This window comes from Virgibacillus sp. Bac332, assembly GCF_003667785.1.
GTDB lineage: Bacteria > Bacillota > Bacilli > Bacillales > Amphibacillaceae > Virgibacillus > Virgibacillus salarius.
Genome location: NZ_CP033046.1, coordinates 3,821,812 through 3,847,620, shown reverse-complemented (window position 1 = coordinate 3,847,620; position 25,809 = coordinate 3,821,812). Strand labels below are relative to the sequence as shown.

Here is a 25,809-nt window from a genome sequence, read left to right as displayed (position 1 = left end):
TATGTGTATTTCAATAGTGCTTTTAACAAAAAATATGTTAAGCTAATGGTTGAACTAAGGAGGAGTTATGATGAGAACTGATCAACGTAATCGTAACAGCTTACGTCCTGTTACAATCACACCGAATTTTCTACAGCATCCAGAGGGTTCCGTGTTAATTCAAGTAGGGAATACTAAAGTAATATGTAATGCAAGTATAGAAGACAGAGTTCCTCCGTTTATGCGCGGTCAAGGTAAGGGATGGATAACTGCTGAATATGCAATGTTACCAAGAGCAACCGAACAGAGGAATATAAGAGAATCTTCAAAAGGAAAAGTTAGTGGTAGAACAATGGAAATACAACGCTTAATTGGTAGAGCTTTACGCTCTGTTGTTGATTTAGACAGCATTGGAGAACGGACTGTATGGGTGGACTGTGATGTCATTCAGGCGGATGGTGGAACAAGAACTGCTTCCATTACTGGTGCATTTGTGGCTGTAGTGTTAGCCTTCGAAAGTTTACTTCGTCGGAAAGTCTTATCCAAAATGCCAATTACTGATTTTCTTGCCGCAATATCTGTGGGGGTATTGCCAGATGGCATGGAGATATTAGATTTAAACTATGAGGAAGATTCCAAAGCTCATGTCGATATGAATATAGTTATGACAGGTACCGGTGAATTTGTAGAAATTCAAGGGACAGGAGAAGAAGCGACATTTAGTATGAAACAGTTAAATGAACTGCTGCAATTAGCTGAACAGGGAATACAGACAATTATTATGAAGCAGCGTGAAGTACTTGGAGATATCACCAATAGAATTGGAGAAATTGTTACAGCAAAAGGAGAAAGCAAATGAAGCAAATCATCATTGCTACGAAAAATAAAGGGAAGGCTAATGAGTTTAAGGAGTTTTTTAAGCCCTATAACTTAAAGGCACTTTCTTTAAATGACTTAGAAGACCTTCCAGATGTAGAAGAAACAGGTGAAACATTTAAAGAAAATGCTGCCTTAAAAGCAGAAGAAATAGCTTCCATATTATCATTACCTGTACTTGCAGATGATTCTGGTTTAGTGATTGATGCATTAGATGGTAGACCCGGTGTTTATTCTGCAAGGTATGCCGGGGAACATAAAGATGATCAATTAAATATGGAAAAAGTGCTATCGGAATTACGTGGTATTCCTGAAGCTAAACGTACTGCTAGATTCGTTTGCGTTCTTGCTATTGCATCTCCAGGATCTAAAACACGTTTTTATACAGGGTATTGTGAGGGGAGAATTGCCGATAACCAATATGGTGAAAATGGTTTTGGTTATGATCCAATTTTTATACCTAAAGGTTATCAGCAAACAATGGCACAGTTATCATCGGATAAAAAAAATCAAATTAGTCATCGTAGAAATGCAATTGTTCAGCTAGAAGATACAGTGACACAACACGGATTACTAATTAAGGAATAAGGTGGATTCGATGACAAAAGTACTTATATTAAGCGATAGTCATGGATTAACGGAAGAATTAGATAAGATTAAACAACGTCACAATGTGGATTATCGATTTCATTGTGGAGATTCTGAATTGGATTTGGATGAGAACGAAATGGATGGATTTTATACAGTTATTGGAAACTGCGATCATGACATACGTTATCCAGAAGAACAGACACTTACTATAGGCGGTTTAACCTTTTTAATAGTTCATGGTCATTTACATCAAGTTAAAACGAATCTCATGCATATATCATACCGTGCAGAGGAATTAGGAGCACAAATTATATGCTTTGGCCACACACATATCGCAGGGGCAGAACAACGTGGAGATCAATTATTAATTAACCCAGGTAGTATACGATTGCCCCGGGTTCGCAAAGAGAAAACATACGCTATAATGGAATGGGAAAAGAAAGAAAATATCTTATTACGTTACTATACAACTGAAGGTGAATTAGTTCATAATCTGCAGTATGAGTTTACATTATAAAACAAAATACGCATCCATCCTGGACATTGCTCCAAGGATGGATGAAATTAAAATTATTTATTAGAAACTATTGACAAAAGCTGTATAAGTTTATATAATGATTCTTGTCCGTTAAAAACGGAGTAACTATTAATCAATTGTTTTTTCATACATAGTAATGATATGCGGGTGTAGTTTAATGGTAAAACCTCAGCCTTCCAAGCTGATGACGAGGGTTCGATTCCCTTCACCCGCTCCATACATATTTTTATGTCCCAGTAGCTCAGCTGGATAGAGCAACAGCCTTCTAAGCTGTGGGTCGGGAGTTCGAATCTCTCCTGGGACGTCTAATAGCGGAGGTGAAACTCCGTCAGATAAGCCTTCTAATCCGTTGGTTGAATCGCTCAACTAACGATTAGGTGGCTTATTTTTTTGGGCTCTAAAATATATGTTGGGGTACTGAGAAAATTCAGCTAAATAAAAACACGCAAACTCCGAATTTTGTTAGACTTGTTTTACCCACAAAACAAAAACAAAAGGAGTTGCGTGTAAGTGAATTTTAACATGTCTTTACCAGGTTTAGAAGCCTTTCGTATTAAAAAAACAGTTGAAAATGGTGGAGTTTTTCAGCTCCATGTGGAACTGGATGCTAAGCCCCATCGTTGTCCAGTATGTAATGTGCTTACAAAAAAGGTGCATGATTACCGTACGCAAAAGATCCAGCATTCAAAACTGTTTGTAAGAGAAACACTTATTTTTTACCGTAAGCGTCGCTATAAATGTGAACAACCGAATTGTGAAAAACGTTTTTATGAGAATAACTCATTAGTAGAACGCTATCAACGGCAGTCTAAAGAACTAAAGCAAGCTATTGCATTGGAGCTAATTCATGGAAAAAACTTTAAATCTGTTGCCTCTCGATTTAACATTTCCTCAACTACTGTAATGCGTAGGTTTGATGAAGTGGGATCTAGTTTTTTGAAGGAAACAAAAGAGTTGCCTTCTGTAATCGCCATTGATGAATATAAGGGAGATTCAGACGGAGAAAAATACCAAACCATTATTGCCGATCCGGTGGATCGGAAACCCCTGGAGATATTGCCGGATAGGAAAAAGGAAACGGTAGAGACTTATTTGAAAGAACATGGGCAAAGAGTAGAAGTGGTGGTTATGGATATGAGCCCTGCTACATTAATTAGATCTCTTATGAATGAATTTGTTATCCCTATAGAAAATGTGGTTCCACATAATCATTGGAGTGGAAAAAACTGTCCTAAAAATCTTTTATATCAATTTGGACGATTTCAAGATCAATTTATGGATTCCACCCCTCCTGACATCAAATCTATATATACCAACAGGAAATGACTTATTTGCTCCTTTTGTATTTGCTGGTACCGTTACTGCATATAAACCTGTCGGTGTTTCCTATATTAAAAAATTCGTGTATATTTAAATTAACTTTCTACTATGAGAGGGGATGACTTGTTATCAGAAAGAACAAAGCATATTTATATTTGATATTACTTATTGCAGTAATATCAATATTTGTACCTAGTGTTGTCGAAAACATTATGGAGTATGGAAAAGATAGTTTTCCCCTGACTACAAATTATTATATAAAATATATTATTTACGTAATCAGTGTTCACTTAAGTTTATTTTACTTAGTAGCTGTACTATTAGTACTCATAGTAAAAAATAAATAATAGAACACACTTGTGTTACTTGCAAAGGGGATGTAATCTACTACATTCCTCTTTGTATTTTTTTAGAATGAAATTACAAATATGTATATTGTTGCTATGAATATACGGTTGAGTTAATTGTATTTGAAAAGTAAAAAGCTCCTTCAGCAAAAAAGAGCTTTAAATAATTTAGGTATCTTAATAAATATTATCTTCTAAAGTATCTTAATACCCCTGCTATTGATAACGAGAGAATAGCAATTAAACCAACGACCGAAATGAGCATAAATAAATAAAAATGCAAGATAACACTCCTTTTATTCTCCTGTATCAATATTATAATTGGTTTAATCAGAATTTACAAATTAGGTTTAATTATGAAATAATTAACCGTCACGCGCCACTTTCTTCTGTACTGGTCCAGCTGAAAGGATATTTTTTTACTTAAATGTCTTATTTTTTTATGGTAGAAACAATAAGCCAATATACTCTTTTTCGCGTATTTCTAGAACACGTATATAACGCTCCGTAACGTTGTTATTGCTATCTATTTAAAAGATATTGATTTTTTGCTTATTTTCCTCAGAACGATTAAGTAACCCTTTCATAACAAGACCACCCTTAAGAACATTTGTTATTATTATATACGTACTTTAGTTCTGTTTAATGATTAAAAAAGAACCCACTTCTTATGGGTTAAATTAACACCTAAAAGTTAATCCGTTAACTTATCAACTAATTTCATAATTCCATTGGTGGAAATAAATAGAAAGCAAGAATTATTTGATTTTTTATCTGATAGCTTACCTGTTCTTTCTGACTATATAAATCGTCTTGCTAATACCAAGAGGTGTAGAAAATTTGGAAATAGATCATATCAAAAAAATAGTTCCTAAGTTATTGCAGTTAATTAGCCACATAAAAGAAGGGTATTTATAGAACAAGAGATGATTTTAGCTACAGAAAAAAGTTTACATACAGAAATTACGTACATTTCCATGATGTCCTTAGTAGATTCCCTTAGCTCCTGCGGTGTGAATTCCATTAATCCAAATTGACTACGGCTGAGCCACTTATAGACTATTTTACCAACTCTTTTTATATCGTATAATACTTCGTATGAAGTTTCTTTTTTGTTTCAATTTGTAAGCAATAAGCTTTTTATCTTGTTCATAAACTTATATAGCCATTGATTGGTATTACAATAATATCCTGTATTAGCTGTTTTAACTCAGTAAATTTAATCAACTTCTTTCTAGGAATTGATTAATGAAAAGCCCTCATTAAAATTAAGGGTTGTTACTACTACATATCTCTATGTAAACTATTAGTTGGCATTTGCAACCTTACGTTTATTTCACAAAAAATAAATTTATTGTAATCTATTCTCAAGGAGGGATTAGTGTGGACATTTCATTTGGACACAAAATAAAAAGTTTGAGAGAAAAAAACGGTCTATCTCAAGAGAACCTTGCAAAACAATTAAATGTATCTCGCCAAGCTGTATATAAATGGGAAACAAATAAAGGATATCCAGACATTGTTAATCTAATTCGAATCAGTGATATATTTGAAGTAACGCTTGATGAATTAATTAGAGAGGATAAAGATCTACAAGACAAAATTACAATTGATGAAGAAGAGTACTTTGAAAAATTATCTGATCCAGGTTTTTATATAGGAATAATTATACTCTTTATTAGCATATTTATTGAGAATTCACCCGACTATTTAATGATACTTGGAATTTTATGCATGGTGTTTTTTGATGATTTATTAAAGTCAATTAAATCGGCTATTCGATTTAAATAACCATACATATCCTTGTTTTTTCAAAAATAAAAAGTCCTTACTAAAATTTGACATGTACCCTTTGTCAAGGACATGTAAAAAAAAGACTATGCTACATCCAAAAGATGACTTCTGTATAGCACTGGAGTCATCTTTTTAAGATCCCATTGATATCTATAGTTATTGTAATAAATCATGTATTGTTTTATTTCTTCTTCTGAATTTTCACACTGTGTTATATAAGCTTCATCATTAAAATCACCAAAGAACGATTCTTGAGGGGCGTTATCCTAACAGTTTCCTCGTCGTGACATAGATTGTCCTAATTTATATTTCATTAGTAATACCTTCCTTGATATAAATGCGTCTTTTGCTAATTTTACTCTTGGAATTTCCTTTGATTTCCGGATTATATCTGCTGCCATTCTAATGCAAGGCTACTAGAAACGTTATATACCAGCAATTCATTTGTTGATCCATCCTTAATGGTGGATAAATATGCTTTCTTCCCACTGCCATCAAATAAATAAGACCATCTATTATCAGCAGATTTAATACGATCTATTCCAAGTATACTTATATCAAAACCATACTCTACAAATATCTCTCGGAAACTTTTCTTATTTGTTTTCTGTAATGAAAATGCGCTTAAATTCATCTGTATAAGTAATTCCTCACTAACTGATTTAACATATGGATAACGTGAACGTATCTTAATTTCTTTTTCTGTAAATAATTTGTTACTCATTTTAGTTTTCCCATTAAACATAAAAGTACCCTATAGAGTAGTATTTTTAAAGTGTCTACTCTGTATGGTACATTCTAAATAGTCGGGGCTTATTTTTTCTTGTTTTCACTCTTTAAAACATTCATGTAAGCTAGTAATAAAATAAGAAAACCTATACCTAAAATGCCTCCCACTGTAAATAAAAAATCCATGTTGAATACCGCCCTTTAAAACAAATTTATATAATTCAATTATTCTATAAATTGAGTCCAAAGTCCACTTATTTATGGTAATATCTAGAAAAAAGACGATAGGAGGATTAAGTTTTGAAATAGCTGAATCATTATATGTTATTGGTGTTCTATGTAAAAAGTATTTGATGTTGAGTGAAAATACAGTATAATGTAACGTAAGTAGTAAAAACGTGATAATATTTTATAATACTGCTTATTTTATATTCGGAAAATTCACATGATTTAATCGACCGAATGAGTTTTTCAATCGATTGAATTTAGTCAAGAGAGTTTGCTTCATTATGGCAATCGGCTTCGGCTATTTACTTTCACTTTTAAGTTTGGTTACCACTTATTTACTTAGCAAAGGTAAGTCAATAAAAAGAAAATATATCTACTTCGGAATCATGGTTATGACAGTGCTGGCTCCATTTTTATCCTTTGCGATCGGATTGACATATGCAAGGATTGTTGAAAATGGTTGGGCGGCATTGATTATATGGTACTTATTTCCGTTATTTTTCCTATTAGGGCTCATTCTCCTTCTGGTAGGTACTTTTAAGAAGCAAGTGGAATAATGACTATTATACTTATTGTAGTGAGTGTATGCTATTTATAATGAAAGTAAATATGATTAAAGAGCTTAAATGGTTAGGTTTTCATATTTATAGTTAGGGATGGTGTTTACATGGTTCAAGCAAGTACAGTTCTCTTAGATCAGTTGTTAGCAAATGCAAATGATCGAAGCTGGTATGTTACTTTTGAGGAGTCCGTTGAGAATCTATCTGAAGAGGATGCATTTTGGAAGCCAGATGATCAAAGTCATAGTATAGCAGAGATTGTGCAACACCTTATTTATTGGAATGAAGTATGGCAACAGAGATATGAACAGCGTAATTTTAATGCCGTAACGTCCTTGGACAATAATTCAAAAAGTTTTTCTGTAAAAAGGGATGATAGTTTTAAGCTGCTTAAAGGTCGGTTATTGGAAGTACTTTTACGTTGGCAGGACATAATTACAGAAGATAGTTTACATATGGGTGTAACAGGCTTTCCCGTCGAAGCTGAGTGGTGGGGATTAATTAGTAACGCTGCTACACATAATGCTTACCATATAGGGCAAATAGCTTACTTGAGAAAAATGAAAAAAGACTATTACATATAAAAATACTCTTTAAATATATGCGTATAAGGATTAATGATATGGATAGAGCATCCAGTCTTAAGGCTTGGTGCTTTACTTTTTTTATAGTATATAACGGTTTAGTGTTCTTATACTTATTTCTAAGTTTGATGAGGACAGAACTACCTTACATTACTCAATCCATATAGAAAACTTCAATTGTATGAGTATCGAAAATTTTATTATATGGAAACCTATTTTGTTCCATGCTTACATGATACGTATTGCCTTCCTTAATATCCTTCCAGCTTTCAGCGATTGGTATAACCTCTTCATTTCTAATTAATATCTTAGAGTCACTTAAGTCTAATGTTACCTTTTCCGTATCTCCAACTTTATGAAATGTGACCATATATTGTCCTTGTTTATCTTCCTTCTTATCTAGATGTATTAAACCAAAATATCCGGGTTTAGAATAGTAATTATGTACAAGTAATAAGAAGAAGAGAAAGAATGCCGTTATGATTACAAATTTTTTCAACCTATATACTCCTTCTGTTCCTGTGATTTTAAATAGTAAATCGATGCCAAGATTTTAAGTTAAATTATCTATTTTAAATGAGTTATGTATTGAGCCTCATTGAAGCAAATACTAGAATTAGAATCGCAAAAAATCAGTATGAAAAGAATAGCTGCCTAAATTGTATCGTTTAAACTGAGAGGTAATTATCCGATATAATTATCATACAATACATGACAACAATAAAATAAGTAACAATAAAATACAATATAAAATTTAAAAAATTATATTGTAAACTTGAAAGTCTGTTGTTAATATGAATGGAACACATCGTAGAGGGAATTAAGATTGAGATGACATAGTAGTTTTTTCGTAAGTACCGAACAGTACCTCTCATTTAAATCGAAGGTAAAGAATAAGAGATCAATGAAATTGGAATTTTTCGTCTTAATAAATTTATATTTATAGATTTATTTTAATATATATAAATTTTGATAAAGAAATTACTTTGCTTATAAATTTGGTTTTAAATTACTTTGCTTAGGGAATGTATATCTAGTATCTTATATATAAATACTAAAACTGCAGAAAGGAGGAAGATGATGCAGCAGCTACCTGAGAACGTCATTCTTTTTCCAAAATGGAGAACAATTTTGGAAGAGGAAAGCTTAACGGCTCTCAAAGAGAAGAAATATGCAGAAGCACTATCGAAATTAGATAAATTATTAAGCTATCAAGTAGATAGCTATGAAATCATAAGTGGTAAACTTATTTGCTTGATGGAGCTTGGTCGCCATCAAGAGGCACAAGATATATGTGAAGAATTGTTAAAACGAAAAGATGCACATTATTATCATTATTTACATATTTACTTAACCATTCTATTCCAAACAAATCAGTATGATCTACTTATGGAACAAGTGGATTTTGAATTCGCTACAAATGCAGTTCCACCTATCATGCAGGAACAATTTCAACAGCTATATGATATGAGTAGTAAAATGAAGGCGGATATAAATGTAGAACACGCGTCAGCTTATTTGGATGATCTAACGCAAGCCATTTCCTCAGATGATTATAAAAGGCAGTGGCAGCTCATTGAGGATTTACGTAAGCTGAAAACACAACCGACAAAAAGAATCCGCAGTTTATTATTAAATAAGGATATCCATCCTGTAATCAAGTCAGCTATTTTTATGTGGTTACAGGAAGTAAATGATATGGATGCTGTTGAGATACATAAATGGGATAAACAAATGACGGTTAAACCAAGTGATATTGGAAAAATACATAGCCTTCCTGTAACGAAGCAAATTCTACTTATTATAAGTGAGCTTGAACAAACGAATCCTTCTATGTTTGAATTGCTTTATAAATTAATACACCATTATATGTACGTTAGATATCCGTCAGTTCCTCCAGAAGAAGATGCTGAATATATTGCAAAAGCATTAAAGCAGGTAGGTTCTGACTATTTAAATATACATACAATGACTTCTAAGGATGACAATGAGAAAGTAAAATATTATATAGAAGAAATTGAGCTGTGTGAAACACTTTATGCAAGTATTATTGAGGAATAAGAATCACTTTAAATGCTTGAAAGGACATGCAATTATGTTATAATAAGATGGTTGTATTTTTAGATCATTATCTAGTAATGAACGTGTAAAATGAAGGACACAATAGATTTTGGAGGGAATTTTTATGTCAGCGAAATGGGAAAAACAAGAAGGAAATGAAGGAGTACTTACGATAGAAGTAAGTGTTGAAGAATTTGACAAAGCATTGGATAAAGCTTTTAAGAAAGTGTCCAAAGATGTGCAAATTCCTGGATTCCGTAAGGGTAAAATTCCACGTGGACTCTTTGAAAAAAGATTTGGTGTAGAATCATTATATCAAGATGCTGTTGATATTGTACTTCCTGATGCTTATATGAAAGCAGTTGAAGAAACAGGCATTGAGCCAGTAGCTCAACCAGATGTAGACATTGAAACTATTGAAAAAGGTCAACCACTTGTATTTACTGCTAAAGTAACAGTTAAGCCTGAAGTGAAACTTGGCGATTATAAAGGGTTAGAAGTGGAAGAAGAATCTGTAGAGGTTACAGATGAAGATGTTGATCATGATTTAGAGCATCAGCGTCAACACCATGCAGAATTAGTAATAAAAGAAGAAGGAAAAATTGAAGATGGCGATACAGCTGTTATTGATTTCGAAGGCTTTGTTGATGGAGAAGCTTTTGAAGGTGGAAAAGGTGAAAGTCATTCCTTAGAGATCGGCTCTGGTCAATTTATTCCTGGATTTGAGGAGCAATTAATTGGAAAGGAAACAGGTGACGAAACAGAGGTTACCGTAACGTTCCCAGAAGATTATCATGCCGAAGAGCTTGCTGGTAAAGAAGCAACCTTTAACGTGAAAATTCATGAAGTAAAATATAAAGAATTACCTGAACTTGATGATGAGTTTGCTAAAGATTTAGATGATGAAGTTGAAACAATAGAAGAGTTGAAGAGTAAGAAAAAAGAGCAGCTTTTAGAACAAAAGAAACAAGATGCAGAAAACAAAAAACGCGAAACATTAATTGAAAAAGCTAGTGAGAATGCAGCAATGGATATTCCAGAAGCAATGGTTGATACGGAGCTTGACCAAATGGTTAAAGAGTTTGAACAACGTCTGCAAATGCAGGGTATGACTCTAGAAATGTATTCTCAATTCTCTGGTCAAGATGAAGCTGCACTGAAGGAACAAATGAGAGAAGACGCAGAGAAACGTGTGAAAACAAATCTTACCCTAGAAGCTATTGTGAATGAGGAAAATCTTGAAGTTTCAGAAGAAGATGTAAATGAAGAACTTGAAAAAATGGCATCCATGTATGGTGCTGAAGTAGAACAACTTAAGCAAATGCTTGGCGGTAATACGGATGCAATCGAGGGTGACTTGAAAATGAGAAAAGCGATTGATTTCCTTGTAGAACAAAGCAAAACAGTTTAATCTTGATTGGATAGGTTTATATACTGTAGGATAAGGCAAATACTAAAACAAGGTGCGATGTGTTCGCACCTTGTTTTCCATTATTTACTCTCAAAGAATTTGGGTGAATTATAAATTAAGCGACTTTATTTAGAGAACTAACATATAGTATAAATAGTATGTACTGACTTTTAAATTGAAAATTCCAAGTAAATATGGGATGCTTGGTAATATGTAGCTTTATGATTAAATGATTGATGGTTATGTCAGATCATTGAAGAAAATGGATGACATGGGTAGCAAAAACCTTTTAAAAAGGTTTATTGTTTTGTATTTTAATTTTGATCTGATATGATGACTATAAAGTTGAAACCTAACGAAGAAAAGCTTAGGAGTAGATTTAAACTTTTAGGGGTGAAAATGATGTTTAAATTTAATGAAGAAAAAGGACAATTGAAATGTTCATTCTGCGGTAAAAGCCAGGATCAAGTTCGTAAATTAGTTGCTGGACCGGGCGTTTATATATGTGATGAGTGCATAGAGCTTTGTACTGAAATTGTTGAAGAGGAATTGGGCACGGAAGAAGAAACAGAACTTAAAGAAATCCCGAAGCCAAGAGAAATTTGTGAAATATTAGATGATTATGTAATTGGTCAAGATAAAGCCAAGAAAAATTTATCTGTGGCTGTTTATAATCACTACAAGCGAATTAATACACCGAAAAGCACAGTAGACGATGTGGAACTGTCAAAAAGTAACATTGCGATGATTGGGCCAACAGGAAGCGGTAAAACACTTTTAGCACAAACATTAGCTCGTATCATTAATGTCCCTTTTGCAATGGCCGATGCTACATCCTTAACGGAAGCTGGTTATGTAGGTGAAGATGTGGAAAACATTTTACTTAAACTAATTCAGGCAGCAGATTATGATGTGGAGAAAGCCGAAAAAGGTATCATTTATATTGATGAGATTGATAAAGTTGCTCGAAAATCAGAAAACCCATCAATTACACGTGATGTTTCTGGAGAAGGTGTTCAACAAGCACTATTAAAAATTCTGGAAGGGACAGTAGCGAGTGTACCTCCACAAGGAGGGAGAAAGCACCCCCACCAAGAATTTATCCAAATTGACACAACCAATATATTATTTATTGTAGGTGGAGCGTTTGATGGTATCGACCAAGTAGTGAAACGTCGATTAGGAGAAAAGGTTATTGGTTTTGGTGCCAACGAAAGACAACAGGAGCTTGAAATGGGACAGTTACTTGCTAAAGTTCTTCCAGAAGATTTACTTCGATATGGATTAATTCCTGAATTCATTGGAAGAATTCCTGTGATCGGCAGCTTAACACCGCTTGATGAAGAAGCGCTTGTGGAAATATTGACAAAGCCGAAAAATGCTCTCGTAAAGCAATATGAGAAGCTATTCCAAATGGACGATGTTGAATTGGAATTTGAAGAAAACGCATTAAAAGAAATTGCGGCAAAGGCAATCGAAAGAAAGACAGGAGCCAGAGGCTTGCGTTCTATCATTGAAGGTATCATGCTCGATGTGATGTTTGATCTTCCATCAAGAGAAGATATAGAAAAATGTATTATAACTGAACAAACTGTTCAAGATGAAAATGGAAGCCCTAAATTAGTGTATAGGGATGGTACGGTTACAGAAGGTAATAAGAAGCATCCTCGAGAAAGTGCATAACACCTACCATTAAATCTAAGTTGAATACTGATGTTAAGGAGACTGACTTTATTACACGTTTTCATGTAACCAAGTCAGTCTCTTTTCATGACTGAATTGTATATTTATCTTGAGCAAGCGAATCATAAGAATAGCAACTAAAACAAATTCGATATATTGATTTACAAATTTAAGACTTTTATATAAACTTTAAGCACATATGAAAAAATGTGAAATATTGATTACATAGTTTTGGAGGTACATATCATGACAAAAGAAAACATGCAGCTTCCCCTCCTTCCTTTACGCGGACTTTTAGTATTTCCATCTATGGTAATACATCTTGATGTGGGTCGTGCTAAATCAATTGCAGCATTAGAGAAAGCAATGATGGATGATCAGGAAATCTTTCTCGCTGCACAGAAAAAAGACAGGCTGGAAGAGCCAGAGCCAAAAGATATTTATTCTACAGGTACGCTAGCTACGGTTAAACAGATGATAAAGCTTCCAAATGGAACAATACGTGTATTAGTCGAAGGACTTTATCGTGGAGAAATAGTCCGTTATGTGGAACAAAACGAAGAGTTCGTGGTCGAAATCAAAAAGTTAGAAGATATTCAAACTGACTATCATGAGGAAGAGGCCCTCATGCGCTCACTGTTAAACCAATTTGAGCAATACATTAAAGTATCTAGAAAACTCACTCATGAAACCTTCGACATCGTTTCCGATATTGAAGAACCTGGGAGATTAGCGGATATGATTACCTCGCATTTATCCTTGAAAATAAAAGAAAAGCAAGAGCTATTAGAAACAACAAATGTAAAGGATAGATTAAAGCAGTTAGTTCGAATAATTTCAAATGAAAAGAAGGTCCTTGATTTAGAAAAGAAAATCGGACAACGTGTAAAAACATCTATGGAAAAAACACAGAAAGAATTTTATTTACGTGAGCAGCTAAAAGCTATTCAAAAAGAATTAGGTGAAAAAGATGGTAAGTCAGGTGAGGTAAGTCAGTTAAAAGAAAAAATTGATCAATCAGATATGCCAGATAATATTAGGGATGTTGCATGGAAAGAATTAGACCGGTATGAAAAAGTACCACAAAGTTCTGCTGAAAGTTCTGTAATCCGCAACTATCTAGAATGGTTATTATCATTACCTTGGACAGAAAAAACACAGGATACGATCGAAATTGAATATGCAGAGGAAATATTAGATAGAGACCATTATGGTCTTGATAAGGTAAAGGAACGAATACTAGAATATTTAGCTGTACAAAAATTAACCAATTCAATAAAAGGACCTATATTGTGTTTAGTTGGACCACCTGGGGTTGGGAAAACCTCATTAGCAAAATCCATTGCTAGATCAATAAACCGTAATTTCGTTCGAATTTCCCTTGGAGGAGTTAGGGATGAGGCTGAAATAAGAGGACATAGACGCACTTATATTGGTGCCATGCCCGGTAGGATTATTCAAGGAATGAAGAAGGCAAAAACGGTAAATCCTGTTTTTTTATTAGATGAAATAGACAAAATGTCAAATGATTTCCGTGGTGATCCTTCATCTGCAATGTTAGAAGTGCTTGATCCAGAGCAAAATAGCAATTTCAGTGATCATTTTATTGAAGAGACTTATGACCTTTCCAATGTACTATTTGTAGCAACAGCAAATTATGTAAATAATATTCCTGAGCCATTATTAGATCGAATGGAATTAATTTCTATTGCCGGATATACAGAAGTCGAAAAGCAATATATAGCGAAGCAGCATCTATTGCCGAAGCAGTTAAAAGAAAATGGGTTGAAGAAAAGTAATTTACAAATCCGCGATGATGCACTTTTAAAATTAATACGTACATACACTAGAGAGGCAGGAGTACGTAATTTAGAAAGACAATTGGCTACCCTTTGTAGAAAGGCAGCTAAAATTATTATTTCCGAAGAGAAGAAACGTGTAATTGTTACTAATAATAGTATTGAAACACTATTAGGAAAACCATTGTACCGTTACGGGTTAATCGAGCAAGAGAATCAGATTGGGACTGCAACAGGTCTTGCATATACTGCAGCTGGGGGAGACACGTTATCAATTGAGGTATCTCATTATCCTGGTAAAGGGAAATTGACACTTACTGGAAAACTCGGTGATGTTATGCAAGAATCCGCTCAAGCAGCATTTAGTTATATACGGTCTCGATCCAAGGAATTAAATATAGATCCTTCCTTTCATGAAAATAGTGATATTCATATACATGTTCCTGAAGGCGCAACCCCTAAGGATGGTCCATCCGCAGGTATAACGATGGCAACTGCGTTAGTTTCTGCGTTAACTGGACGAGCGGTAAAGAAGGAAGTTGGAATGACTGGAGAAATTACATTAAGAGGACGAGTATTACCGATTGGTGGGCTTAAAGAAAAGTCTTTAAGTGCTCATCGTGCAGGTATAACAACGATAATCATTCCAGAGGAAAATGAGAAAGATATTGAATCCATTCCTGAAAGTGTTCGGAATGATTTAAGGTTTATACCTGTTCGTCATTTAGATCAAGTATTAGAACACGCGTTAGTGGGGGAGAAGAATGAAAGTAATAAACGCTGAAATAGTAATTAGTGCTGTAAGTGAAAAACAATACCCAAATGATCACCTCCCAGAAATTGCCTTGGCGGGGCGATCTAATGTTGGAAAATCGTCCTTCATTAATAAATTAATTAACAGAAAAAATTTAGCTCGAACTTCTTCTAAACCAGGTAAAACACAAACACTTAATTTCTATAAGATAAATAATGGTTTCTATTTTGTAGATGTTCCTGGTTATGGTTATGCAAAAGTATCAAAAAAAGAACGAGAAAAATGGGGTAAAATGATGGAGGAGTATTTCGAAAAGCGCTCATCATTAAAAGCAGTCCTTCTTATTACGGATGTCCGTCATGAACCTACAAAAGATGATATTCAAATGTATGATTATCTTAAACATTATGAGTTACCAGTCATTGTAATTGCAACCAAATTGGATAAAGTACCTAAAAGTAAACGTGCCAAACATATCAAACGGACAAAGTCTGTACTACAAATGGAATCAGATGATGTTTTATTACCTTTCTCAGCCGAAACTGGAGAGGGAAAGGATCAGGCATGGTCAATTATTAGGAATCATATCGGTCAATAGATAAATGCAGGTAAGACAAAAGAAATTCAGATAAACATACGAAGATAAGTGGGTAAAGTCATCGAACGGATGATTTTGCCCACTATTTCTATTTAGAAGTTATAGTAAGAGGGAAACGAAAGCTCGAACAAGGTCTATAGGACCTCGATTCCGAATAATAAAACGAGCTTCTTCACTTTCATTTTTGCAAAAGGGATGTCCTACTAAACTTCCTACAGGAAAGGAAGTTTAAAATATCTTTATTATAAACAATAAATGAAATAATATTAAATTTTTAGAATTCAGGAGTATAACTTAGTATTTATGGGTATGTGTAAGAGAAATAGAGTTATAACCTGATAGAATATTCATTTGTTCTTTAAAGATATGAGACTCGCCTATAGCCAATTGGTGATTAATCATTAACATTGTTATAATTTTACTTATTGGTGCGCAATTAAGAAAAATGCGATCTCTTCTGAGCAATTCACTAAGAATTAGAAAGGGTGTTTACCTGTTGAAAAAACTGAATATTACAATATTTGTCTTTTTATTAATGTTGTTTCTTGCTGCTTGTGGGTCAGATGAAGGTTCAACTTCATCAGAGGGTGATTCAGAAAGTGAAAAAAATGCCTTCTGGCTTGTAGAGGATGGAAAGCTTACATTTGCTGCTTCTGGAGAATTTAAACCTTTCAGTTACATGGAGGGGACGAAGATGGTAGGCTATGATATTGCTGTTGGTAAGGCAATTGCTAATAAATTAGGATTAGAACCCAATCCACAGCGTGCAAAATTCTCTGGGATCGTTACAGGAGTTACAGAAGGAAGGTACGACATAGCGGTTGCCAGTCATACGATAACAGAGGAACGTTTAAAGCAGGTTAATTTCTCCCAACCTTATTATTATTCAGGTCCAGTAATTTATACTAGGCCAGACAGTGAAATTCAAGCACCTGAGGATCTTGAAGGCAAAGAGGTTTCTGTTGCGCGAGGAACGACATATATCGAAATGGCAACGGAATATACAGATAACATTCCACAGGTTGATAGTGATGTAGTAGCCTTACAATCTTTGGCAAAAGGGCATCATGATGCTGTCATAACGGACGATGTCACGGGAATAACTGCGATTGATAATGGGTTAAAAATAGAAAATAGAGGTCAGCTTGGAGTAAGCGAACAAGCGATTGCTATTGGAAAAGACAATAATGCGTTATTAAAGGCGGTTAATGAGGCATTACAGGAAATGAAGGAAAATGGAGAGCTTCAAGAGCTTTCTGAAAAATGGGTTGGTGGTGACATTACACAAAAACCAGAAACTGTGGATTAAGCTGTTTGTTGAATAATAGAATAGGATACAGAAGGTTACAAGTGTGCGCAAAAAGTTGCGCACACTTCCATCTTTAAGGGAGGGAAATATGATTTGTCAGCAATCACACACTTTTTTGAGATTTTTACAGGGAGCATAGATGTATTTTTAGATGGACTATGGATAACGATTAAGCTATCTGTTGTTTCTTTATTAATAGCCTTTATCATTGGTTTGTTTTTTGCAATATTGAAGATTTCAAATATAAAAATACTGCAATGGATAGCGGATGCTTATATTTGGATAGTAAGAGGTACTCCACTTATTGTGCAAATTTTTATTCTTTTTTATGGTCTTACTGATATATTACTTATACCAATGTTTTGGGCAGGAGCAGCCGGTTTAGCCTTTCATAGTGGTGCTTATATTGCTGAAATTATCCGAGGTGCTATCCAGTCAATTGATAAAGGACAACGTGAAGCTGGTCGCTCACTGGGGATGAGCAGAGGATTAACGATGCGAAGAATTATTCTCCCGCAAGCTTTTCGCAGAGCAGTTCCCTCTTTGGGAAATCAATTTATCATAGGTATTAAGGATTCTTCCTTAGTCTCTTTTATTGGAATGCAGGATTTATTTGGAGTAGCAAGTACGATGGGATCGAATAGCTTTGATTATCTACCATATTATTTAACTGTAGCAATCTACTATCTCTTGATTGTACTCATTCTAACCTATGTGGTGAATCTAACTGAGAAAAAGCTCGCACGTAGTGATTAATTAGAGGAGGAAAGAAATGGATACATTGAACAACCAAGAAATGATTAAAGTTAATAAGTTAAATAAATCATTTGGCAACTTACATGTTTTAAAGAATATAAATTTAACGGTAAAGGAAAGTGATGTTGTCGTTCTAGTTGGTGCTAGTGGTTCTGGTAAAAGCACGCTACTTCGTTGCTTGAACTTTTTAGAAATAAAAAACAGTGGACAAATAATCATTGAGGGAGAACAAATTGAAAAGAATACCCATGATCTAAACAAAATACGACAAAAAGTAGGTATGGTGTTTCAACACTTTAATTTATTTCCACATATGACGGTGTTGCAGAATGTTATCGAGGCTCCCATCCAGGTTAAAAAACAAACGAAACAGGAGGCAATAGAAGAAGGGAAATATTTATTAGAGAAAGTTGGTTTAGGAGACAAGTATGATGTGTATCCTTCCACTTTATCTGGTGGTCAAAAACAACGTGTGGCAATTGCTAGAGCATTAGCAATGAAACCGGATGTCATGCTGTTTGATGAACCAACTTCCGCACTAGATCCTGAATTGGTGGGAGAAGTTTTAGCAACAATGAAGGAATTGGCAGAAGAGGGGATGACTATGGTTGTTGTAACACATGAAATGGGATTTGCCCGTGAGGTTGCTGATTGGGCTGTCTATATGCATGAAGGTAAAATTATTGAGGTTGGCAGCCCAAATGAATTATTTGATAATCCAAAAGAAAAAAGGACACAGGCCTTTCTGAGCTCTGTATTATAAAACAACGTATGAAAAAAAGACATTTGCTTAAACTAATGCAGATGTCTTTTTTTTAGGCTAGACTTACTTTTTCCTTTTCAATAGATACAAGCCTAAGACAATAAGAATAACTGGCCAAAATCGTTCTAAATATTCTACAACGATATAGATCCAATTAAACCAAACCGGCAGTTGAATAGAAAAAAGCATAATAATAGCAAAAACAATAAGTAATAAACCAGGAATGATTCCCTCTTTCGTATGTAAATAGCGGATGATAAATGCTATACCCACGATAAGGAGATACATGGCCCAATGATCTATCCAAAAGGAATAATAAGCAATCCCATAAAAATGTATACCTAATCCTAAGATTACTGTACCAGTAAATAAATTTTGATAACTTTTTGTAACATAGCTATGGATAAGTAATACAAGCCCAATTAGAATGATTATTGTTTGCCATGAATAAAAATTAGATAGTATGGGGATGTTTAATTGTTGTAATAGAAAAAACACACCGATACCAATTAGTAAATAAGCAGTTAAAGTTTGTTGTTTTTTCAAGCTTTCACCTCATGTAGCTGCATTTCAGATTCTTGCTTCTTTTATGCCATTATGATAAAGTACATTCGTGTTAATAATCCTATAATTACTCTACCATATTGTTTCAGATTATGTTCACATTTAAAGAAATTGTAAATAAATAATCATGTTATAATGGAAATTAGCAAAGGTTTTAGTTTATACTAATTATTAAGTAAAACTTTCTATTTAAAGTACGTATGGATTAGCTAGGATTTTTGGGGGTAGATAGTGTGCATATTTTAAAAGTTGGGTTTAATTACAGAACAGCCCCTGTAGAAATAAGGGAGAAGCTTGCATTTTCAGAAGAAGATCTTCATGATGCTATGGTTACGTTGAAGAAACAAAAGAGCATTCTGGAAAATGTGATTGTTTCCACATGCAATCGTACCGAGATTTATGCTGTAGTTGATCAACTTCACACAGGCCGCTATTATATTAAGCAATTTTTAGCGGACTGGTTTCAAGTAGATAAGAACGAGTTCGCACCCTTTTTACGAATAACAGAAGATGATGGTGCGATGGAGCATTTATTTCGTGTAATCACAGGGCTAGATTCCATGGTCTTAGGTGAGACACAAATTTTGGGACAAGTAAAACAAGCGTTTTTAACTGCTCAAAAAATGGAAACAACAGGTACCATTTTTAATGAATTGTTCAAGCAGGCTATTACATTTGGTAAGCGAGTACAAAAGGAAACGTCTATAGGCGAACACGCAGTTTCTGTTAGTTATGCTGCAGTAGAGTTAGCAAAAAAAATCTTCGGCAGCTTACAACATAAACATGTAGTCATTTTAGGAGCAGGGAAAATGGGGGAACTTGCTGCCAAAAACCTCCAAGGCTCTGGCGCAACGCAAATTACAGTTGTTAATCGAACAAAGGAAAAGGCAGAAGTACTTGCAACAAAATTTTCTGCACAATCTGAATCAATGGATTACTTACCACATGTATTAAAAAGTGCGGATATTGTAATTACTTCAACAGGTTCAGATTCCGTAATTCTGACGAAAGACATGGTTGAACCTGTACAAAAAGAACGTAAGGGTAGCCCACTGTTTTTAGTTGATATTGCTGTACCAAGAGACGTAGATCCTGCTATTAGTCAGATGGATAATATTTTCCTATATGATATTGATGATTTGCAGCATATCGTGGATGAAAACTTAGAAGCTAGAAAAAATGCTGCCGAACAAATTGAGTTAATGTTTGAAGCTGAGATTGTATCATTTAAAGAATGGCTTAAAACACTTGGTGTAGTTCCAGTAATATCGGCTTTAAGGCAAAAAGCACTTTCCATCCAAGCGGAAACGGTAAAAAGCATTGAACGTAAAATTCCTGATTTGACAGAAAGAGAAAAGAAAGTTATTAACAAGCATACTAAAAGCATTGTTAATCAACTTCTGAAAGAACCTGTTACGCAAGTAAAGGAATTAGCTGCTGGTCATAATGCTGATGACACACTGCAGTTATTCATTGATATTTTTGGAATTGAAGATGAGGTACAAGCTGAATATGCAAAGCAGGCAAAAAAAAATGATTCGGTTACAGCAATCAAGAAGAAAGAGGTATCCTTTCCGTTGTTGGATAAGATAACAACTTTATAATGAAAGGATTTCACGTATGATTGAACTAAAATGGCTTTATGAATTCATACTGATTATCTATGGTTTGAGCTTGATTGGATATTTTATCGATTTTATTCAGGACAACCGGAAGGTCAATCGAGCTGCCTTCTGGTTGCTTAGTGTGGTTTGGGTTATACAAACCGTTTTTTTATTGTACGAAGTACTAATCGAACATAACTTTCCAATCATTACGTTAAATGATAGTTTGTTTTTTTATGCATGGGTCTTAGTTACTATTTCGTTAATTGCGAACAAATTATTTCCTATTCATTTTATCGTCTTTTTTACAAATGTCTTCAGTTTTTTTATCTTATTATTATATTTACTATTGGATGCACAGGCAAATTTAGAAACACATGGTATCCAGCTTGTTCATGAGATATTAGTTGCTCATATCACGGTTGCCATCATTTCCTATGGTTTCTTTACATTTTCATTTCTATTATCGTTAATGTATATCATTCAATATCAGCTTCTGAAGCGGAAAAAAGGCTTTAAATGGATGTGGAGATTTGGGGATTTAAATAGACTTGATGATTATTCATTTAAAGCAGTAACAATTGGTGTTCCATTATTACTAATTGCTATTATTTTAGGTGTAGTATGGGCATATGTGTCAAACGCAGAATTCTACTGGTTTGATTTGAAAACGATCGGATCTTTCTTTGTACTCGCTATATATATCATTTACTTGATTTTAAGATTACTAAAAGGGTATAAAGGTAAGGTGACAGCAATGTATAATACCGCAGCGTTTCTTATTTTATTAATTAATTTCTTTTTATTTAGCACCTTATCAAATTTTCACTTTTAGTCGTTAAGGAGGAAGTTACAGTGCGTAAAATTGTTGTTGGGTCAAGAAAAAGTAATCTAGCATTAACGCAAACGAATTGGGTGATTAACAGATTAAAACAAGCTGGAGTTGAAAATGAGTTTGAAGTAAAAAAAATTGTAACAAAAGGTGATCGCATCTTAGACGTTACCTTATCAAAGGTAGGGGGAAAAGGACTCTTTGTTAAGGAAATTGAACAAGCTATGTATAATAAAGAAATCGATTTAGCTGTACATAGTATGAAAGATATGCCAGCTACAATGCCAGATGGTCTTGTGATTACAACCATTCCAGAGCGTGAGGATCATCGTGATGCCTTTATTTCGGAAGGGAATGTTATGCTTCATGATTTAAGGAAAGGGGCGATTGTTGGTACTAGTAGTCTACGTAGAGCGGCACAAATATTAGCTGCACGTCCAGATGTTAGTATTAAGTGGATCAGAGGAAATATAGAGACGCGGATTCGAAAATTAAAGGAAGAAGATTATGATGCGATTGTTTTAGCTGTTTCCGGGCTCAAACGTGTCGGTTTGAGTGAAGAACTAATTACAGAATATTTAGAGCCAGATGTCTGCGTTCCTGCAGTTGGACAGGGCGCTTTAGCTATCGAATGTCGTGAAGATGATCAAGAACTTCGTGCATTACTTTCTAAAATTAATGATGCATCTACAACGCGTACAGTGACAGCAGAAAGAACTTTCTTACATCTTCTTGAAGGAGGCTGTCAAGTTCCTATTGGTGGCTACGCATATTTAGAAGGCGATGATATAATCTTGACCGCGCTTGTAGGTACACCTGATGGGAAAACGATTTTGAAGGAAGTTGTTCGTGGAACAGATCCAGAATTAGTTGGGAAAGAAGCTGCTGAGAGACTGATGAATCAAGGTGCAAAGGAAATTATTGAAAAAGTAAAAGAGGAGCTAGACAAATAATGTCCTTGCCATTATCAGGAAGGAAGATTCTCGTCACTCGAGAACAAACTAAGGCGCTATCATTTGCTGAGAAAATAAAGGCTTTAGGTGGTAAACCTGTTTCAGCTCCATTATTACGCATTGCTTGTAGAGATAGGGAGAATCATTTTGAATTTTTTCAGTCTATCTCTAAATTTGCCTGGATCTTCTTTACAAGTTCAAATGGGGTTGATTGCTTTTTTAAGCTTGTCAATCGTTATCAAGTCGATATACATTTGCAACAAGTAAAGATAGCAGTGGTTGGCCGGAAAACGGAAGAAAAGCTTAAGCAATTTGGATATGCTGCCCAATTTATACCTTCAGCCTATAATGCAGATACGATGGCAACCGAGTTCTTGGAAAAATATAGTGATCCTGGCCCAATTTTATTGATACAAGGTAATCGCTCCAGAGATATTTTGCCGAAACGATTGGAAGCAGAAAATCTATTATTTACACCATTCGTAGTATACGAAACCTATTCCAATGAAGTGATGAAAGATAAATTATCAAGCATTCTAGAAGAACATAGCTTTGATTATCTTACATTTACAAGTCCATCAACTATTGAAGCATTTGTAGAGATGACTTCTCACATACCACATATACCCTGTGTCTGCATCGGTACAACTACTGAACTACGGGCAAAACAAGTGGGATTTCAATCTATATTAGTACCTAATGAATTTACTATTGATGGTATGATAACTTGTATGATAAACGATATTCAAAAGAGAGGATAGATAAATATGAAAGCTACAGAAGGGTTTGCACGTCATCGCAGGCTAAGAAGTTCGGATTCCATGCGGGCATTGGTAAGAGAAACACATTTGCACACTAATGAACTCATTTATCCATTGTTTGTTATCGAAGGTGAGAATATAAAAAATGAAGTACCATCTATGCCTGGTGTTTATCAAGTATCGTTGGATTTATTATTAGGAGAAGTAAAAGAAATTGATCAACTTGGGATAAAAGCATTAATGTTGTTTGGTGTACCTAAGGATAAGGATGAGCAAGGCACTGGTGCATTTACAGATCAAGGGATTGTCCAAGAAGCTACGCGTTTAATTAAAAAGGCACTTCCTTCGATGTTAGTGCTAGCTGATACTTGCTTATGCGAATATACATCCCATGGTCATTGTGGTGTGATTCATAACCATGATGTAGATAATGATGCATCACTAGAATTGTTAGCTAAAACGGCTGTATCACAGGCAGAAGCGGGTGCGGACATAATCGCCCCTTCTAACATGATGGATGGATTTGTAACATTCATTCGTAGCGCGTTGGATGAAGCCGGATATAAAAATATTCCGATTATGTCCTATGCTGTAAAATATTCTTCAGCCTTCTATGGCCCATTTCGTGATGCAGCTGATAGCACACCGCAATTTGGCGACAGAAAAACGTATCAAATGGATCCTGCAAATCGATTGGAAGCAATGCGTGAGGCGCAATCCGATGTAGAGGAAGGCGCAGACTTTTTGATTGTGAAGCCAGCACTATCCTATTTAGATATTGTAAGAGATGTTAAAAATAACTTTGATGTGCCAGTTGTTGCCTATAATGTTAGTGGAGAATATTCGATGGTAAAAGCTGCAGCAATGAATGGATGGATTAATGAGGAAGAGCTTGTGATGGAAAAGTTACTTTCTATGAAACGAGCAGGTGCCGACTTGATTATTACTTATTTTGCAAAAGATGTTGCAAAATGGTTAAATAAATAGCATTTTATCAGTTAAAAAACAGAGGTGATTATTTGTGAAAAGCTTTACCAAGTCTAGCGATGCATACAAAGAAGCAGTTGATTTAATGCCTGGAGGTGTAAATTCGCCTGTCCGCGCATTTAAGTCTGTAGGGATGTCACCAATTTTTATGCAATCTGGCAAAGGTTCTAAAATGAAAGATATTGATGGAAACGAGTATATTGATTATGTATTAAGCTGGGGACCACTTATCTTGGGGCATGCAGATGATCGTGTCGTAGAGAAATTAAAGCAGGTGGCAGAAAAGGGAACAAGCTTTGGTGCTCCTACCTTAGTAGAAAATGAACTAGCCCAACTCGTTATTGATCGTGTTCCATCTATTGAAATGGTAAGAATGGTAAACTCAGGAACAGAAGCCACGATGAGTGCTTTACGTGTAGCGAGAGGCTACACGGGAAGAGATAAAATATTAAAGTTTGAAGGGAATTACCATGGACATGGCGATTCTTTATTAATAAAGGCTGGTTCAGGTGTAGCAACACTAGGACTACCGGATAGTCCTGGAGTTCCAAAGTCAATTGCACAAAACACCATAACAGTTCCTTATAATGATTTGGAAAGTACTCGTTATGCCTTCGAACAATTTGGTGACGATATTGCTGCTGTAATTGTTGAGCCGGTTTCAGGAAATATGGGTGTTGTACCTCCACGTAATAACTTTTTACAAGAGCTACGGACGATTACAGAAAATAATGGTACGGTTCTAATATTTGATGAAGTTATGACAGGATTCCGCGTTGACTATCATTGTGCACAAGGACATTTTGCAGTTACTCCTGATATGACATGCCTTGGAAAAGTAATTGGTGGGGGTCTTCCTGTAGGTGCATATGGTGGGAAAAGAGAAATAATGGAAAAAGTTGCTCCGACAGGAACTATCTATCAAGCTGGAACGTTATCAGGGAATCCATTAGCGATGACTGCAGGTATTGAAACACTAAAAGCACTAACCAATGAAACCTACGTGGAGATTAATAAGAAGGTTGACCAATTAGTGGAAGGCTTCACCCAAGCTGCAACTAAATATAATATTCCATTGCATATTAATCGTGCTGGTTCTATGGTTGGGGTATTCTTTACCAATGAAGATGTGACTAATTTCGCAACAGCACAGACTTCCAATCTAGATTATTTCTCTCAATATTATAAAGGGATGATTGAAGAAGGAATATTTTTGCCTCCATCACAGTTTGAAGGCCTATTCCTATCAACCGCTCATACGGATGAAGATATTGAGAAAACAATTAACGCGATTCATACGGTATTTTCCAAAATTAAATAACAATCATAAAAAGCTATTCTCTGCACGACGGAGATTAGCTTTTTTAATTGTCTAGGAAATTAAAAGTTAACCCATGTGGATAAATATGGGCGTGAGCCGCGTCCAGC

General features: G+C 34.8%; 23 protein-coding genes, 2 tRNA genes and 1 pseudogene. 23 read left to right on the top strand and 3 right to left on the bottom strand.

Annotated features, from left to right (window positions below):
* Positions 1–70: 70 nt before the first annotated feature.
* The 7 genes from rph (at position 71) to D9782_RS18785 (ending at position 5,442) form a co-directional block, all read left to right on the top strand.
* Positions 71–838, top strand: coding sequence for a ribonuclease PH (rph, locus tag D9782_RS18815; protein WP_121605449.1), 768 nt, complete (start codon positions 71–73; stop codon positions 836–838).
* Complete coding sequence (locus D9782_RS18810) at positions 835–1,443, top strand: XTP/dITP diphosphatase (RefSeq protein ID WP_026681373.1); 609 nt, start codon at positions 835–837, stop codon at positions 1,441–1,443. The genes rph and D9782_RS18810 overlap by 4 nt, the downstream gene beginning before the upstream one ends.
* A gap of 10 nt (positions 1,444–1,453) precedes the next feature.
* The gene (locus D9782_RS18805) at positions 1,454–1,963 is read left to right on the top strand and encodes a metallophosphoesterase (RefSeq protein ID WP_026681372.1); all 510 of its coding nucleotides are present in this window, start codon (positions 1,454–1,456) and stop codon (positions 1,961–1,963) included.
* Positions 1,964–2,127: 164 nt separating this feature from the next.
* Positions 2,128–2,201 (top strand) — tRNA-Gly (locus tag D9782_RS18800).
* Positions 2,202–2,214: 13 nt separating this feature from the next.
* Positions 2,215–2,288: transfer RNA gene (locus D9782_RS18795), tRNA-Arg, on the top strand.
* Positions 2,289–2,494: 206 nt separating this feature from the next.
* Complete coding sequence (locus D9782_RS18790) at positions 2,495–3,310, top strand: helix-turn-helix domain-containing protein (RefSeq protein ID WP_121605448.1); 816 nt, start codon at positions 2,495–2,497, stop codon at positions 3,308–3,310.
* Positions 3,311–5,067: 1,757 nt separating this feature from the next.
* Positions 5,068–5,442 carry a helix-turn-helix domain-containing protein gene (locus tag D9782_RS18785; RefSeq protein ID WP_240455754.1) on the top strand — a complete coding sequence of 125 codons (375 nt, stop codon included), beginning with the start codon at positions 5,068–5,070 and terminating at the stop codon, positions 5,440–5,442.
* An 86-nt stretch (positions 5,443–5,528) separates the two neighbouring features.
* On the opposite strand, the pseudogene D9782_RS23655 reads toward D9782_RS18785, so the two are convergent.
* A pseudogene (locus D9782_RS23655) lies at positions 5,529–5,953 on the bottom strand (IS3 family transposase); the annotation flags it as partial.
* Positions 5,954–6,683: 730 nt separating this feature from the next.
* On the opposite strand from D9782_RS23655, the gene D9782_RS18770 reads away from it, so the two are divergent.
* Positions 6,684–6,959, top strand: a complete 276-nt coding sequence (locus D9782_RS18770; RefSeq protein ID WP_121605446.1) for a hypothetical protein — start codon at positions 6,684–6,686, stop codon at positions 6,957–6,959.
* Positions 6,960–7,069: 110 nt separating this feature from the next.
* Entirely contained in the window at positions 7,070–7,546 is a 477-nt protein-coding gene (locus D9782_RS18765) for a DinB family protein (RefSeq protein ID WP_121605445.1), read from the top strand.
* Between the two features lie 154 nt (positions 7,547–7,700).
* Here the strand turns inward: D9782_RS18765 and D9782_RS18760 are convergent, their stop codons facing one another.
* Positions 7,701–8,045, bottom strand: coding sequence for a hypothetical protein (locus D9782_RS18760; RefSeq protein ID WP_121605444.1), 345 nt, complete (start codon positions 8,043–8,045; stop codon positions 7,701–7,703).
* Between the two features lie 581 nt (positions 8,046–8,626).
* Here D9782_RS18760 and D9782_RS18755 point away from each other — a divergent pair.
* The 8 genes from D9782_RS18755 (at position 8,627) to D9782_RS18720 (ending at position 18,680) form a co-directional block, all read left to right on the top strand.
* Positions 8,627–9,607: a tetratricopeptide repeat protein gene (locus tag D9782_RS18755; protein ID WP_026681313.1), complete on the top strand. Its 981-nt coding sequence runs from the start codon at positions 8,627–8,629 to the stop codon at positions 9,605–9,607.
* A gap of 124 nt (positions 9,608–9,731) precedes the next feature.
* Positions 9,732–11,018 (top strand): trigger factor, encoded by a 1,287-nt coding sequence (tig, locus tag D9782_RS18750; RefSeq protein WP_121605443.1) that lies wholly within the window; start codon positions 9,732–9,734, stop codon positions 11,016–11,018.
* Between the two features lie 402 nt (positions 11,019–11,420).
* On the top strand, positions 11,421–12,701 hold the full coding sequence (clpX, locus tag D9782_RS18745) for an ATP-dependent protease ATP-binding subunit ClpX (RefSeq protein ID WP_026681311.1): 1,281 nt from the start codon (positions 11,421–11,423) through the stop codon (positions 12,699–12,701).
* 246 nt (positions 12,702–12,947) lie between these two features.
* Positions 12,948–15,284, top strand: coding sequence for an endopeptidase La (lon, locus tag D9782_RS18740; protein WP_026681310.1), 2,337 nt, complete (start codon positions 12,948–12,950; stop codon positions 15,282–15,284).
* Positions 15,265–15,852, top strand: coding sequence for a ribosome biogenesis GTP-binding protein YihA/YsxC (gene yihA / locus D9782_RS18735; RefSeq protein WP_026681309.1), 588 nt, complete (start codon positions 15,265–15,267; stop codon positions 15,850–15,852). The genes lon and yihA overlap by 20 nt, the downstream gene beginning before the upstream one ends.
* 496 nt (positions 15,853–16,348) lie before the next feature.
* A complete protein-coding gene (locus tag D9782_RS18730; RefSeq protein WP_205388682.1) occupies positions 16,349–17,161 on the top strand; it encodes a transporter substrate-binding domain-containing protein in 813 nt (270 codons plus the stop codon).
* A gap of 93 nt (positions 17,162–17,254) precedes the next feature.
* Positions 17,255–17,917, top strand: coding sequence for an amino acid ABC transporter permease (locus tag D9782_RS18725; RefSeq protein ID WP_026681307.1), 663 nt, complete (start codon positions 17,255–17,257; stop codon positions 17,915–17,917).
* A 40-nt stretch (positions 17,918–17,957) separates the two neighbouring features.
* Positions 17,958–18,680 carry an amino acid ABC transporter ATP-binding protein gene (locus tag D9782_RS18720; protein WP_162986496.1) on the top strand — a complete coding sequence of 241 codons (723 nt, stop codon included), beginning with the start codon at positions 17,958–17,960 and terminating at the stop codon, positions 18,678–18,680.
* A gap of 63 nt (positions 18,681–18,743) precedes the next feature.
* Here the strand turns inward: D9782_RS18720 and D9782_RS18715 are convergent, their stop codons facing one another.
* Positions 18,744–19,226: a LiaI-LiaF-like domain-containing protein gene (locus tag D9782_RS18715; RefSeq protein WP_026681305.1), complete on the bottom strand. Its 483-nt coding sequence runs from the start codon at positions 19,224–19,226 to the stop codon at positions 18,744–18,746.
* Between the two features lie 251 nt (positions 19,227–19,477).
* On the opposite strand from D9782_RS18715, the gene hemA reads away from it, so the two are divergent.
* From hemA to hemL, 6 genes are all read left to right on the top strand, one after another.
* Positions 19,478–20,848, top strand: coding sequence for a glutamyl-tRNA reductase (gene hemA / locus D9782_RS18710; protein WP_026681304.1), 1,371 nt, complete (start codon positions 19,478–19,480; stop codon positions 20,846–20,848).
* A gap of 16 nt (positions 20,849–20,864) precedes the next feature.
* Positions 20,865–21,683, top strand: a complete 819-nt coding sequence (locus D9782_RS18705; RefSeq protein WP_026681303.1) for a cytochrome c biogenesis protein — start codon at positions 20,865–20,867, stop codon at positions 21,681–21,683.
* A gap of 20 nt (positions 21,684–21,703) precedes the next feature.
* A complete protein-coding gene (gene hemC / locus D9782_RS18700) occupies positions 21,704–22,633 on the top strand; it encodes a hydroxymethylbilane synthase (protein WP_121605442.1) in 930 nt (309 codons plus the stop codon).
* Positions 22,633–23,394, top strand: coding sequence for a uroporphyrinogen-III synthase (locus tag D9782_RS18695; protein WP_121605441.1), 762 nt, complete (start codon positions 22,633–22,635; stop codon positions 23,392–23,394). Before hemC ends, D9782_RS18695 begins: the two co-directional genes overlap by 1 nt.
* Before the next feature lie 6 nt (positions 23,395–23,400).
* Complete coding sequence (gene hemB / locus D9782_RS18690) at positions 23,401–24,381, top strand: porphobilinogen synthase (RefSeq protein ID WP_121605440.1); 981 nt, start codon at positions 23,401–23,403, stop codon at positions 24,379–24,381.
* A gap of 85 nt (positions 24,382–24,466) precedes the next feature.
* Entirely contained in the window at positions 24,467–25,702 is a 1,236-nt protein-coding gene (gene hemL, locus D9782_RS18685) for a glutamate-1-semialdehyde 2,1-aminomutase (protein WP_246484774.1), read from the top strand.
* Positions 25,703–25,809: the final 107 nt, after the last annotated feature.

Excerpts from the sequence above, each read along its gene's own strand:
- rph (WP_121605449.1), top strand. The coding sequence starts at position 71 with ATGAGAACTGATCAACGTAATCGTAACAGCTTACGTCCTGTTACAATC.
- D9782_RS18810 (WP_026681373.1), top strand. The coding sequence starts at position 835 with ATGAAGCAAATCATCATTGCTACGAAAAATAAAGGGAAGGCTAATGAG.
- D9782_RS18805 (WP_026681372.1), top strand. The coding sequence starts at position 1,454 with ATGACAAAAGTACTTATATTAAGCGATAGTCATGGATTAACGGAAGAA.
- D9782_RS18770 (WP_121605446.1), top strand. The coding sequence starts at position 6,684 with ATGGCAATCGGCTTCGGCTATTTACTTTCACTTTTAAGTTTGGTTACC.
- D9782_RS18765 (WP_121605445.1), top strand. The coding sequence starts at position 7,070 with ATGGTTCAAGCAAGTACAGTTCTCTTAGATCAGTTGTTAGCAAATGCA.
- D9782_RS18755 (WP_026681313.1), top strand. The coding sequence starts at position 8,627 with ATGCAGCAGCTACCTGAGAACGTCATTCTTTTTCCAAAATGGAGAACA.
- tig (WP_121605443.1), top strand. The coding sequence starts at position 9,732 with ATGTCAGCGAAATGGGAAAAACAAGAAGGAAATGAAGGAGTACTTACG.
- clpX (WP_026681311.1), top strand. The coding sequence starts at position 11,421 with ATGTTTAAATTTAATGAAGAAAAAGGACAATTGAAATGTTCATTCTGC.
- lon (WP_026681310.1), top strand. The coding sequence starts at position 12,948 with ATGACAAAAGAAAACATGCAGCTTCCCCTCCTTCCTTTACGCGGACTT.
- yihA (WP_026681309.1), top strand. The coding sequence starts at position 15,265 with ATGAAAGTAATAAACGCTGAAATAGTAATTAGTGCTGTAAGTGAAAAA.
- D9782_RS18720 (WP_162986496.1), top strand. The coding sequence starts at position 17,958 with ATGATTAAAGTTAATAAGTTAAATAAATCATTTGGCAACTTACATGTT.
- D9782_RS18705 (WP_026681303.1), top strand. The coding sequence starts at position 20,865 with ATGATTGAACTAAAATGGCTTTATGAATTCATACTGATTATCTATGGT.
- D9782_RS18695 (WP_121605441.1), top strand. The coding sequence starts at position 22,633 with ATGTCCTTGCCATTATCAGGAAGGAAGATTCTCGTCACTCGAGAACAA.
- hemB (WP_121605440.1), top strand. The coding sequence starts at position 23,401 with ATGAAAGCTACAGAAGGGTTTGCACGTCATCGCAGGCTAAGAAGTTCG.
- hemL (WP_246484774.1), top strand. The coding sequence starts at position 24,467 with ATGCCTGGAGGTGTAAATTCGCCTGTCCGCGCATTTAAGTCTGTAGGG.